6 protein-coding genes are annotated in these 14,332 nt (G+C 50.0%); 2 read left to right on the top strand and 4 right to left on the bottom strand.

Annotation, left to right across the window (positions count from 1 at the left end; translation table 11 throughout):
• Positions 1-88 precede the first annotated feature (88 nt).
• Positions 89-1,579 carry a glycoside hydrolase family 32 protein gene (locus GV030_RS08945; RefSeq protein WP_159581880.1) on the top strand — a complete coding sequence of 497 codons (1,491 nt, stop codon included), beginning with the start codon at positions 89-91 and terminating at the stop codon, positions 1,577-1,579.
• A gap of 190 nt (positions 1,580-1,769) precedes the next feature.
• Here the strand turns inward: GV030_RS08945 and GV030_RS08940 are convergent, their stop codons facing one another.
• Both GV030_RS08940 and GV030_RS21525 read right to left on the bottom strand, forming a co-directional pair.
• Positions 1,770-4,424, bottom strand: coding sequence for an Ig-like domain-containing protein (locus GV030_RS08940; protein WP_159581878.1), 2,655 nt, complete (start codon positions 4,422-4,424; stop codon positions 1,770-1,772).
• 113 nt (positions 4,425-4,537) lie between these two features.
• Positions 4,538-9,049 carry a glycosyl hydrolase family 18 protein gene (locus GV030_RS21525; protein WP_221413315.1) on the bottom strand — a complete coding sequence of 1,504 codons (4,512 nt, stop codon included), beginning with the start codon at positions 9,047-9,049 and terminating at the stop codon, positions 4,538-4,540.
• 256 nt (positions 9,050-9,305) lie between these two features.
• Here GV030_RS21525 and GV030_RS08905 point away from each other — a divergent pair, with 256 nt between their 5' ends.
• Positions 9,306-11,606 (top strand): FdhF/YdeP family oxidoreductase, encoded by a 2,301-nt coding sequence (locus GV030_RS08905; RefSeq protein WP_159581876.1) that lies wholly within the window; start codon positions 9,306-9,308, stop codon positions 11,604-11,606.
• Position 11,607: 1 nt separating this feature from the next.
• Here GV030_RS08905 and GV030_RS08900 read toward each other — a convergent pair whose 3' ends face one another.
• Positions 11,608-12,540, bottom strand: a complete 933-nt coding sequence (locus tag GV030_RS08900; RefSeq protein WP_159581874.1) for a 1-phosphofructokinase family hexose kinase — start codon at positions 12,538-12,540, stop codon at positions 11,608-11,610.
• Positions 12,541-14,322, bottom strand: a complete 1,782-nt coding sequence (locus GV030_RS08895) for a sodium:solute symporter family protein (RefSeq protein ID WP_159581872.1) — start codon at positions 14,320-14,322, stop codon at positions 12,541-12,543.
• Positions 14,323-14,332 lie beyond the last annotated feature (10 nt).

The following is a 14,332-nucleotide window of genomic DNA, read 5'->3' as shown; positions in this document are numbered from 1 at the left end:
AGTCTGATTTCATGTTCAAAAGTGATTATTGGTCAAGTCGCTTCCATTTGTATATATTGAAGATCGAATCTTATTACACCCTATTCCAATGAAAGTTACCTACCTCCTGATTATTCTTTTTTTGGCAACAGCCTGTCAGAAACGCAATGAATCAGCAACGCCTTCGCTCATGAAATATGATGAAAAGTTTCGTCCGCAGTACCATTTTACACCCCCCACTCAGTGGATGAACGACCCTAATGGGATGGTTTTTTATGAAGGAGAATATCACCTCTTTTATCAGCACTATCCTGATAGTAATGTTTGGGGCCCTATGCACTGGGGGCATGCGGTATCAGAGGATATGGTCAATTGGGAGCATCTGCCCATTGCGTTGTACCCGGATACTTTGGGCTATATTTTCAGCGGGAGCGCGGTGATTGACTGGAAAAATACCAGTGGCTTGGGCACCGCTGACAATCCGCCAATGGTGGCCATCTACACCTATCATGATCCGGTGGGTGCAGAGGCTGGAAGAAATGATTTTCAAACGCAGGGCATCGCCTTTAGCCTGGATAAAGGTCGTAGCTGGACAAAATATGAGGGCAACCCTGTGTTGGCCAATCCAGGAATCATCGATTTTCGTGACCCGAAGGTGAGCTGGGACGAAGCGAATGAGAGATGGATAATGATTTTAGCTGTTTTGGATCATGTGAATATTTACACTTCGCCAGACCTCATTCGTTGGGAGTTTCAAAGTGAGTTTGGACATACCATAGGTGGGCATGGCGGTGTATGGGAATGCCCTGATTTATTTTCCCTTATGGATCAATATGGCGATGAGAAATGGGTAATTCTGTTGAGTATCAATCCGGGAGGCCCTCAGGGCGGCTCTGCTACTCAATATTTTGTGGGAGATTTTGACGGTACGGTTTTCACTCCTGCGGACTCTGTCACCCGATGGATCGACTATGGTGCGGATAATTATGCTGGTGTTACCTGGGCCGACATTCCTGAAATAGATGGAAGGCGCTTGTTTTTGGGCTGGATGAGCAACTGGCAGTATGCCAACGTGGTGCCCACTTATGAGTGGCGAAGTGCTATGACCATCCCCAGAGAGTTGTCATTGCATAAATCGGAAACAGGATATCTGCTCCAGTCGAAGCCTGTGCCGGAGCTGGAGACACTGATGGGAGAGGCCATTGTTTCACATGAGTCCACAATGGATTTATCTGCTGAATCCTATCTGGTGGAACTTACCAATGTCCAGGGACAGAGTCTGGATATCACATTCTCCAATGAACAAGGTGAGAGACTGGTGGTGAAGCTTACTGCTGATCGATTGGTGATCGATCGCACCAAGAGCGGCGACACTTCATTTAGCGAAGATTTTGCAGCCATTCATGAAGCTCCACTGGGCGGAGTAAGTGTATCGGACATTCAGATCTATATGGATCGATCTTCGGCTGAGGTTTTTGTTAATTATGGAGCAGTTGTGATGACTGATTTGATATTTCCGACCACTCCCTATACGAAAGTATCTGTGAGTGCTTCAGAGGTGAAGCTGAGTCTCACACCCATGGCTTCTATCTGGAGGTAAGGGGATTAATAAAATACAGGCTCTACCCGATTTGCTTTTGATACCTTTTTCCAATGTTATCATCAGCAAACTCAATCTTTGGGTGGTGTACCTATCTGTCCAGCCGCAGATTTGAAGGTAGAGGCCTGCATTTCATTTCCATCAATTTCAATGTTCTATAAAAGTGGCTGCCTCAGGGCAGCCACCCGATTTATTTTTTGATCAGCTTAATGATCTGTGTTTGCTCACCCTGTACCATGCGGGCAAAGTAGAGACCGGGATTGGCAGAGCGACTATCCCACTCAAATGTATGAGTTCCTTTTTGCAGGGTGCCATGATGTAAGGTTCCGATCTGTTGACCTACCTGATTGTAGATCACCAAACTGGTTTCCTGTGCCTCATTCAGCGTGACAGTAATTGTAGCCCAATCAGAAAAAGGATTCGGGGCAGTGATAAATACTTCTTCCAATACCTCAGGCGTTTGCGTAGGGCTTTCAGGTGTCCATCGGGCGGCAGGCAGTGCATCCAAATAGGCTCTGTAGTTATTCGAAAATTCATATCCGTAATTGATGTCCCAGTTGATGGACCAGGTCATCATTCCCCTGAAACCGGAATAGCCATTTCCATTGACAAGGGTATAATTACCGCCATACGAAATGCCTTTGATCAGGTAATCCAATGCGGTTTTTACGGTGTTTGGATTGGTATATCCACCTCCAGCAGCAGAGGGTGAAGCAGGGAGGCCTATGGCCACCTGGTCTTCACGGAATGCAGGAAAGGATGTAGGGTTACCTGCAACTGAAAACCCACGCAGAAGCATTTCCCCCATGGCTACCTGAAAGTCTGCCGTTCCCTGAGAATAGCATTGGTTATCCAGCCCCAGCATACAGCCCGTGTTGTAATGCTGCACATGGATTAAGGCCATTCGATCTTTCAGCGCATAGAGCACCGGTAAATAGGCCCCGTATATTCCTCCATAGGTACTGTAGCCACCTTGTACATAGGCCGTTTCGGGTGCAGCTGTGAGAACAAAGTCGGAACCAAAATTGGCCAGTACGGCCTCCATGCCATTGATGAAATTGACCACACGAGGGGAAGTGGGGAAGCGAAAATCATTGTCTCCGGCTCCAAGTGAGAGCGAGCTTCCCTCCAGGTCAATATCCAATCCGTCAAAACCGTATTCGTTGATGATGCTAGTCATTGTACTGCTAAAGTTCTGGGCGTGTGTGGCGTTTTCCAGATGGATCGTCCCGTTGGCACCACCTATAGAGATGAGCACTTTTTTACCCTGGCTTTGGAGGAGGGCCACATCATTCTTAAACTCTTGAGTGGTGGAGTAAATGGAGTTGTCAGGAACGAAGCTCATGGAGGAGCCCCCCTGCACAGTAGGTTCAGCAAAGGCGATATTGATCACATCCCATTTGTCGGAGATGTCTCGGAGTTTCACTACTCCGGAACCATTGTCAAAGTTGTGCCAGTAGCCCACCAGAACTCTGTCAGGAAGATCACCGCTGGGATTTCCCCCGGATGTTACGCTGATATATACCTGTGTGGAGGTGGTGCTGGCGCCTTCATTGTCAGTGGCTTTGGCTGTAAGTGTGTAGCTGCCGGCGGATACGTTCGCCCAGGAGTAGGAGTAGGGGCTGCTGGTGTCCTCACCCAGGAGGTTTCCGTTTTGAAAAAACTCTACTTTAACAACAGATCCGTCCGGATCTGAAGCCGACGCTGTAAGGTTGATGGTACTTCCAGGGGTGAAGGTGCTACCATTGGACGGGGAGGTGATATTTACCGTTGGTGAATCATTGCCTCCTGTGCCACCACCACACTGCCCTATCAGGTTCCAGGCATCCTGCCAGTTGGTTCCGGTGCCCGGGGCATAAGCCTGAGCACCCCCATTGCACCAGCCAGAGTATGGCCACTCTTTGCACTGATAGACGCTGCCCACGTTTTGAACCTCACTACCCGCATTGTAGCCACCACCTTCTGTGTACTGAGGGATGCCATTACAATCCCCTCCGGTCGAACCTTGAACCGTGACGGAAACACTTCCGGGTGTGGTGGTAGCGCCCAGATTGTCGGTGATGACGATGCTGAGCGTGTAGCTGCCCTGCGAAACGTTACTCCATGTGTAGCTATACGGACTGGAGGTGTCCTCACCCAGGTAATTTCCATTCTGAAAGAATTCAACTTTGGAAACCGAACCATCCGCATCCGAGGCAGAGGCGGAGATGGCTATGTTGCTTCCCTGTGTGAATGTAGCCCCATAAGATGGAGCTGTGATGCTGCCTGAAGGGGGATTATTGCCCGCGCTTTGCACAGTGATGCTTACAGCCGATGAGGTGGTTGAAGCATTGTCATTGTCCGTAGCCACGGCGGTGAGGTTGTAATTACCTGCTGCCGCACCAGACCAGGAGTAGCTATAAGGACTGCTGGTGTCTTCCCCGAGCAGGTTGCCGTTTTGATAAAAAGCGACTTTGCTTACAGCCCCATCCGGATCGCTGGCCGAGGCATTGATGTTGATCGTAGCGCCAACTGTGAAGGTGGCACCATTGGATGGACTCGTGATGGAAGCACTTGGGGGAGTGTTTCCGCCTGACCCACAGGCGCCCAGATTGATCCAGACGTCCCACTGACCAGAGTGTGTAGCCGGGTCTTCATTTTGAGTCCACCATTTGGCTTCATAGCCGGTGTTGTTATGCTGCACCTGATCCCCCTGAGTATAAACTGCGGCAGAAGACCAGGCTGGTAAACCGGTGCAATTTACCTGAGCCTGTGCAGATTGGATGAGGAATAGGAGTGCAATCAGGAGGGATACTTTCCAGAGACAGCTGAGAAAAATAGGTTTAGGTTGGTAAAAGGTGTTCATAGGTTTTTGGTTTGGTTGGAAATGATTGAAAAAAAGCGGCCACAGCGGAAAGTAGGTTGGTTGGACTAAATGGTAATGAGACCTTCGCTGCAGCCACTTTGAGAAATAAATTGTTATTGCTTGATCATCTTACGAATAATCAGTTGATCACCAATGCTCACATGACAGAAGTAGATCCCTTCTGGCAGATGAAGCGCATTGATGGAGTGATGATGAGTTCCTTTTCCAAGAATACCCAGAGATTGCTCATGAACCAACTGACCCGCCGTGTTGTACACAATCACTCTGGTAGGAGCAGATTCATGCACTTCCAAATCAACAGTGAATGACTCAGTGAATGGATTGGGGTAGGTAATGATCTGCTGATTCGTTTGAGACACCTTCACATCGGTCATTCTGGCTCCTGATCCACAGGCACCCTGATTTTCCCAAACATCCCATTGGCCTGAGTGGGTAGCGGGATCTTCATTTTGGGTCCACCATTTGGCACGGTATAGTGTTCCATTGTGCGATACCTGGTCATCGGCATTGTACACGGCAGACGACTGCCAGGCGGGAGCGCTACAAGTGGATGAGGAAGCCGTGACGGTGATCTGTTGGGAGCTGGTATTGCTCTCGTTGTCCGTGGCTGTTACAGTGAGCGTATAGGAGCCGCTTGATGCTGGTGTCCAGCTGGCTGTATACACACTTCCCGATCCAGAGGCTGTTAAGTTTTGCCCCCCGGCATTAAACACCACGCTGGCGATGCTGCCATCGTCTGTGGCATTGGCTGTGAGCGTAATGGCCGAGCTTGTGGAGATAGTACTCCCATTGGTCGGATTGGTAAAACTAACGTTTGGGTTGCTTCCGTTTGGGTCACAATTATCTGGTGCCGCCTGATAGATGGCATTCAGGAGCGAGAGTGATACATTGTTGGTAATGTCCTGAGACAGTTCCCAGATCATGATCCCTGAGGCCTGGCTTTCTGCCAATGCCGTTTTTTGCTGGATGGTAGTGATCCCGTTGTAGTAATCTCCATTGTAAGTATCCGCATACGGGTCTGCACCCTCACTTACCAGTGTGGCGTAGGATTTCCAGGAAGGTCTCGCATAAAAGGGAACCCCCAGTACCGCTTTGGAAGCTGGCAAACCCCGACCCAACCAGTAGTTGAGTGTGGATACTGCGTAGCTATAAGGCGAATGGGTGGAGCCACTGCCGCCATCATAGGCCATCAGATTCAGAAAGTCTACATACTGGAACACACCACTCAAAATGCCATCTGCATAGTATCCCTGTGCCGCTACAGCAGCCGTCAGCAACTTGCCATTGGCGTGCATGGTCTGGCTCAGTACTTGCATCATGGCTTCATAGTCCTGAGGCGTATTGCCCTCACGCGGGTATTCCCAGTCAATGTCCACCCCATCAAGCCCATACTGATTACACAAGTTGAGCAGGTTGGTTGCAAAGTTGTTTCTGCCCGTAGGGGTAGAAGCCATCCCTTCAAAATCCGCATTGTTAAAGTCGGACCAACCACCTACGGCGATCATGACTTTCACTCCCTGGGCATGACCTTGAGAGACTATTGATTGCAGTTTGGAGGGCTGTTCCACTGCAGTAAGTCCGCCACTGGTGGTAGGCCGGATAAACGCATAGATGATGTGACTCACCTTGTCATATTGGATGTCATTGGCTGAGCCACTCCAGGAAGGCATATAGCCCACAATTTTAAAATCGGAAGTGCAGCCACCCACCGTATTGACTGTAACATTCACGGCGGTAGAAGTACCAGTAGCACCCTCATTGTCTGTGGCCACCGCACTGAGGCTATAGCTGCCCACAGAGGCTGAAGTCCAGGCATAGCTGTAGGGTGCGGAGGTGTCTTCACCGAGCTTGGTAGCACCAGCGAAGAACTCTACCTTGGACACCGAGCCGTCATCCGAGGCACTGGCGCTGATGGTAATGGTGCTTCCTTCATCATAGCTGGCTCCATTGGCCGGCGAGGTGATGCTGACCGTAGGTGGGTTATTTCCCTGGTTGGCTACTGTGATGGTTACTGCCGAAGAGGTGGTCGTGGCACTTTCATTATCCGTGGCCACTACGGTGAGGCTATAACTACCAGCTGCCACATTGGTCCAGGTGAAACTATAGGGAGCGCTTGTGTCCTCTCCCAGTAGGCTGCCGTTTTGGAAGAACGCTACTTTGATGACACTGCCGTCCGCATCAGTAGCACTGGCAGAGATGGTAATGTCAGCTCCGGTCGTGAAAGAAGCGTTGTTGACAGGACTGCTAATACTGGCAGTGGGTGGGGTGTTACTTCCGCCTGTGCCACACTCATCCACATAGGTCCACGCATCCTGCCAGTAGGAGCCGGTACCAGGCTCATAGGCCCAGGCAGCCCCATTGCACCAGCCGGAGTAAGGGTATTCCTTACATTGATAGACGCTTCCATCATTTTGTACCTGACTTCCTGCGACGTAACCACCATTTTCAACGTATTGAGGTGTGTTGTTGCAATCACCGCCACCTCCGCTGGATTCTATCGTGACACTAATGGATGCGTCAGTTGTGGCGTTTTCATTGTCATAGGCCCGTGCAAGAAGTGTATAACTGCCCGCTGCTCCGGCTATCCAGTCGTAACCATAGGGAGCTGAAGTATCTTCACCCAGTAGGGAGCCATTGGCATAAAAAGCTACTTTACTGATGCTGCCATCAGAATCAGAAGCGCTTGCTGCTATGCTCACGGATGCGCCTTCTGTGTGGGTAGATCCTGATGCAGGGCTGGTGATGGATACTGTAGGAGATTGATTAGGCACTGTACCAACGGTGATGTTTATACCTGATGAAAAAGCCGTGCCCCCTTCATTGTCGGTAGCCTTTGTTTGTAGTGTGTAGCTTCCCTGAGCCACATTGTTCCAGGTAAACGAGTACGGTGCACTATTGTCCGAACCGAGGAGGGTACCTCCTGCATAAAACTCGACCAGCGAAACACTGCCATCTGCATCACTTGCAGAAGCTGATATGGTGATATTATCGCCCACATTATAGGAGGCGCCGTTGGCTGGGGAAGTAATGGAAGTGGTAGGATTCGTATTTCCTCCGGTACCGCCGGCTGCAAATTGCTGGTTGACAGTGTTGATCAGTGGTGCATTTACACTTGACCATCTTTTCAGCTTTGTACCAAAGTTGGTGGCAGTTCCACTGAACTCCAGGTCGCCGTAGACAGTCCACACTATCGCTCCCGCCAGGTTATGGTCTACAATGTAGTCGGCTTTCAGCCCTATCGATTCTTCATCGTCATAGCTAAGGAAGTAATTGTCTTTTACCAGGTAGGGTACTTTCGCCTGATCATCCCAGTAGCGTGTCCATCCACTGCCTGCCCCCAATGCCTGCTGCTTGATGTAGTAGTGATTGGGCGTGCCATCATAGACATCCTTTGGCCAGTTGGTAAAGTCTGCACTGGTGGAGATGGGGCCATCAGGCTGCACGGTTTCTTGTCTCTTCAGTGTAGGTGCATTGAGATCAGCTGCACCGTTAGTGACCACTCCACGCCCATAGAAAGGCACTCCAAAATTGAGTTTGGAAGCAGAAACCCCGTAAGACATGAGCGCATCATAAGTAGACTGCCAGTTGAAGGTAGGAGACTCAGCGCCATCGTAGGAATAGATGGGTGAGTTATGACCAGCGATGTTTGAAAATCCACCATTGAAGTCATAGGTCATCATATTGAAGTAATCCATCGTGGCGGACAGTGCGGGCCAGTTGAAGTCTGCCAGCTTGACCGGGTCAGCCGAAAAAGCTGCGGTGATCAGTTTGTCGGGTCCTATGGCTGTTCTGATTTCCTGAACGAGGGTTAAGAAGTTGCCATAATCGGCCTGAGTGCCCGTGAAGTTCATTCCAGGGTAGGGGCCCGGATACTCCCAGTCAAGGTCGATCCCGTCAAAGCCTGTATTGATCAATTTCTGGCAGTCTGCCACAAACTTGGCCCTTTTCACAGGATCTGCAGCCATTTCAGGGAAGTGCTTGCACATGCTCCAACCCCCAATGGAGGCCAGCACTTTCACACCATTCTGATGGGCCAGTTCCAGCAAGCCCGGAGCGCCATCCTCCTTATGGAGAGGCACTGGAAGCGAGCCGCTGAGTCCCCAGGTAGGATGCGACCAGGAGTTTCCACCCACGGTCACATCAAATCCCTGAGCAGCGGCCCTGTCGGCAGCCTCCTGGTTGATGTATTGGATGGGATCGATCTCTCCAAAAATGATGTGCATGTCCCAGCTGCTGTAGATATCTGTGAAGAAGATATCTCCCGGTGCCTGCACGGCGCCTGGCTGGTAGATGTTTTTATTGCGGAGATCACCACTGTGCAAAGATCCGTCCTGTGCTACTCCAAAGAAGGAGTAGTTGAGAATGGTGTATTTGGCATAATCAATATTGAGGTGCGTGAGGGCTCCCTGTGCCGGTAATCCGGCGTTGGTGGCCTTCCAGGCATCCCAGTTGGTGATGTAGCCCACGATTTGTTTATTATGATCGGCTGTGGTGGCCGTCCCGCCAGAATTTACCTGGGCATGAGATAAGTAACCAATGGACATAGAAAATCCTAGTAAGAAGACTTTCCAGACCCCTTTTATTGTAGCATAGAGATTATACATAGTAGCTTTTGCTTTTTTGTTTTGAAACAAGGTATTAGCTACACGTTATCGCGATAAATGAGCCAGTCGGAGGAAAAAGGAATAGTAATATATGATTACGGCTTGTGGGATAAAAAAAAATTAGCTGAACGACAATACTTCGGCGCTAAGTGGATACAAGTGATATAGGAGTGCTGATTTGTACAGATGGATTTACACGCTACCCATCTGGAGAAGCCGGGTATTTTTTATATTACCTGATCTTAAAATCAAGAGGATGGAGAAGGACTTTAAGCGAGCGCTATCTATCACCGGTACGATCCGGTTTGAAGACCTGAAGGTTACCCCCAGGGCGGAATATGCAGCTGGTGTGCCCGCTGTGGCGGTAGCCTTGAAGCACGCCCGGATGGAAATGGGACTTTTTCGGGGGCTGAAGACACTTGCTCATATGAATCAGAAAGACGGATTTGACTGCCCGGGATGTGCCTGGCCAGATCCCGACGACCGATCCCAGCTGGGAGAGTACTGCGAGAATGGCGCCAAAGCGCTGGCGGAGGAGGCCACACTGAAGCGTGTGGATGCTGATTTTTTTCAGCGCTATTCTGTTGAAGAGTTGTCAAAATTGACGGATTATGAGATAGGGAAGAGTGGTCGACTCACGCAGCCCTTTATTTTGGATAAGGGATCAGTTCATTACCGCCCCATCAGCTGGCAGGAGGCTTTTGATCGCATCGGAGATCACCTTCGTCAGCTGGAGTCGCCGGATGAGGCTTTGTTTTATACCTCAGGTCGTTCCAGCAATGAGGCAGCATTTCTCTACGGACTTTTTGCCAGGGCCTTTGGCACCAACAATATGCCGGATTGCTCCAATATGTGCCATGAATCCAGCGGTGTGGCGCTCACGGAGACCCTGGGAATAGGTAAAGGGTCCGTGACTTTGGAGGATTTCGGTAAGGCAGAAGTGATCATGGTTATTGGTCAAAACCCGGGCACCAATCACCCCCGTATGCTTTCCGCTTTGCAGCAGTGCAAGGAAAATGGAGGGAAGATCATCACTGTAAACCCTATTCCAGAGGCGGGGTTGGTTCGTTTCAAAAATCCGCAGGAAGTGAAAGGTGTATTGGGTGGAGGTACCGTACTCACAGATATTTTCCTTCAGGTGAAAATCAATCAGGATGTGGCGCTGCTCAAGCTCATCATGAAGAGATTACTGGCTATGGAAAGGTCAGGTAGGCCGGTCTTTGACCAGGAATTTATTCAGGAAAAAACCAACGGATTGGAGGCGCTCACGAAAGATTTGGACAGTCATGACGAATCCACACTGCTGGCTGCATGTGGAGTGCCTTCTGGGAAAGTGGACGAGGCGGTGGAATTACTGGCTTCTCGCCAGAAAATCATCATCTGCTGGGCGATGGGGTTGACACAGCACAAGAACGGCGTGGATAATATCCGGGAGTGTGTGAACCTGCTGCTGTTGAAAGGAAGTATTGGCAAAGAGGGGGCGGGGACTTGCCCGGTGCGGGGACATAGCAATGTGCAGGGTGACCGGACGGTGGGTATCGTTCATCACGTCTCTCCGTCCTTCAATCAGGCCCTCAAAGACACATTTGGTTTTGATCCACCGGAAAAGCCCGGCTATGATACCGTACATGGTATACAGGCCATGCATGCGGGAAAGGTGAAAGTGTTCATGGGTTTGGGTGGCAACTTTGTTTCGGCTGCTTCCGATACGGCTTACACAGCCGCCGCTTTGCAGCAATGTGACCTGACTGTATCGATCAGTACTAAACTCAATCGTACTCACCTGATCACCGGCAAAACAGCGATTATTTTACCGACGCTGGGTCGATCGGAGCAGGATGTCAGAGAGGGGGTGCCCCGGTATGTAACGGTGGAAAATAGCATGGGCAAAGTACACCGGTCTCGAGGAAGGCTGACACCAGCCAGCGAACAGCTTAGGAGTGAGGTGGATATCGTATGCGGTATTGCACGGGCTTACTTTGGTGACAAGGGCAATATACCCTGGAAGGCGTTTTCGACCAACTATGACCTGATCAGAGAGAAAATAGAAGCCGTAGTGGCTGGATTTGAGGCGTATAGCAAACGGTCTGAAGGTGGCGGATTCTATTTGCCTAATAATGCACGTACGGGAGATTTTTCGAAACTCCCCGGAGGGAAGGCTCGGTTTAGCATCAATCGTTTGGCTGATCATGGTTTGAGCCAGGAGGACTTTGTGCTGATGACCATCCGATCACATGATCAGTTCAATACGACGATCTACGGTCTGGACGACCGATATCGCGGGATTTTTAACGAACGACGGGTGGTGTTCATGAATGCGCTGGATATGGAAAAGTTGAAACTTCAACAGGAAGATGTGGTGAATCTGGTGAGCCGATACGATGGTGTGGAGCGACGTGCAAGCCAGTTTAAGGTGATTGCTTATGATATCCCCATAGGGAATCTGGCGGCTTATTTTCCTGAAACAAATATGCTGGTACCCATCAATCATTTTGCCGACAAGAGTCACACACCTATCAGTAAGTCTATTGTGGTAAGGGTGTTGAAATGTGAATGAATCAATTCTGCTCAGCCATTACAGCCAGTAACCTTTCCACATCTTCCTTATGGAGCATCCCCAGGTCTGCGCGCATGCAGTTGGCCGCCCCGCAGGCCGCTCCCAGATTGGCAATGGACTGATGCGGGAGGTTTTGTAGTACACCGGCAATGATTCCGGCCAGCAGGCAATCGCCAGCGCCTATGGTGCTGATGACTTCTTCTATTTTGGCCAGTGCATGGTGCATTTCATTTTCACTGATGAGGTAAAGGCCCTTTGAGCCATCGGTGATGGCCGCCAGATCACAGTACTCCATGATTTGCTTTTTGGCAGTATCAAATTCAACCTGAAAATACTCAGTGATCTCTTTTCTGTTGAGGTGAAGACCGTAAGGCTGTGCTTTCAGCGCATTGGCCAATTGGGGGCCTGTACAATCCAGAAAACTTCTGACGGAAGCTTTTTTGGCCAATTCGATCACCTGTTGATAACCATTTTCCGGGCTTCCTTTGGGCCATGAACCGCAGAGGGCTATCAGCGCGGTGTTGGAAAGCATGGTTTCTATGCTATCCATCAGATGCCTGAAGTCCGAATCAGTCACCACCGGACCTGGACCCAAAATTTCCGTATCATCAAAATCACCCCTGGATTTGAAGGTGTAACAGCTTCTAGACCATTCGGAAATATCCGGGCCAATGAACTCAATCTTCGGATAATACTCGTTACAAGCTTTTTTGATCCAGATACCCGCTTCACCGCCCCAAAATCCTGCAATGGTCACCGGAATACCCAGTTCGGAAAGGGCCATACCTACGTGTAGCCCTTTACCACCAGGATAACGCGTCTCTTTTAGGATTCTATTGGGTACTCCCTGAGTAAATCCCTCCACCCACGCGAAAATGTCGATGGCTGCGTTGGGGCACAGAACAAGAACCCTTTTTTCTGCTGTTGTCATCATTTAGCTAAGTCTGCTCCAGAATCTTTTTAAGACCATAATGGAGACAATCGTCACTCCCATCAGAATGATCGCATTGAGATATCTTCCATAGATGAATAGCCCTGTCCCCATCAGGAAAGCATATATTCCAATGGTGCCGGCAATCATACAGAGAATACCGATCGGCACCTTCCACGGCCCTGAGGGCTCAGAGAGTTGCAGGCCATCTGCCTTGGCTTTGTTGATGATTTTTGTCCACCCGGGTCCGCCAGGACTTACTTTATTGATAAAGCTGATCATCACCTCCATGCTGGTAGGCTGCGAGGTGTAGGTCACAATGATCCAGCCCACGGTGGTGATGCCTACCCCAATGACCAGTTCCATCCATGATGCCAATGGCTCAAACCCCATCATCTTATGAAACACCCCAAAATAAATAGCCACCAGAAAGCTGATGATCATTGCGGCCATTTCGCTGGCCGCGTTGATGCGCCACCAAAACCAGCGGAGGATAAAGATCAGCCCGGTCCCAGCACCTATCTGAAGGAGGATTTGAAACGCACCCAGGGCATTGTCCAGCAGCAGGGCGAATATCATGGTGAGCACCATCAACAGCACAGTGATGATCCTGCCTACGTTCAGCATCTCTTTTTGAGTAGCGTCGGGTTTGGCAAAACGCTTATAAAAGTCATTGACGATGTATGAGGCGCCCCAGTTGAGGTGGGTGGAGATGGTGGACATGTAGGCTGCAATGAGCGATGTGACCACCAGCCCGAGGAGTCCGGATGGGATGAATGTGAGCATAGCCGGGTACCCCATGTCGTGGTTGATAATGCTTCCGGCATTTGGAAAGGCCGTACGGAAACTTTCCAGGTCAGGGAAAACCACAAGCGAACAAAGCGCAACGATAATCCATGGCCATGGGCGCAGGGCATAGTGCGCTGCATTGAAAAACAAAACGGCCTTAATAGAATGGTCTTCATTTTTGGCGGCAAACATCCGCTGGGCGATGTACCCACCACCACCAGGCTCCGCTCCCGGGTACCATACACTCCACCATTGTACCAAAAGCGGGATTAGTAACAGCGTGATGAAAATTTCGGGATTGGAAAACGAAGGGAATAAATCCAGCTTATCCACCACATTTTCATGCTTTAGGAGATTGGAGAGGCCTCCTACCTTAGGATGCTGAAGCGAGACCACTGCAGCGATGATGGCTCCTCCAATAGAGAGAAAAAACTGGACAAAGTCGGTGATCAGTACGCCTTTCAGCCCACCAAGCGAGCTGTAGATGACGGTTACTGTTCCGGCGATCACAACTGTTTGGAGAGGACTCAGCCCCAAAAGGACTCCTCCTATTTTGATGGCGGCCAGAGAAACGGTGGCCATGATCATTACATTGAAGAGTAACCCCAGATAAATGGCCCGAAATCCACGAAGAAACCGCGCGATTTTCCCGCTGTACCTTAGTTCGTAGAACTCCACATCGGTGACCACACCGGATTTTTTCCATAGCCGGGCATATATGAAGACCGTTAGCATCCCCGTGAGCAGAAAGGCCCACCATGCCCAGTTGCCTGATACCCCGTTTTGGCGTACAATGTCCGTGACCAAGTTGGGGGTGTCTGTAGAAAAAGTAGTAGCTACCATAGAAACCCCCAGCAGCCACCATGGCATCTTACCTCCGGCTGTGAAGTAATCGGAAGCATCTTTATTGCCCCATTTGGCTGTCCAGATGCCAATACCTAAAGAGATGATGAAAAATCCGATCACAAAGGACCAGTCCAAAGTACTTAATGCCATAATTAATAAC

The sequence above is a fragment of the Marinoscillum sp. 108 genome (assembly GCF_902506655.1).
In the GTDB taxonomy this organism is placed as follows: Bacteria; Bacteroidota; Bacteroidia; order Cytophagales; family Cyclobacteriaceae; genus Marinoscillum; species Marinoscillum luteum.
This window is presented reverse-complemented; position numbering and strand designations above follow the sequence as displayed.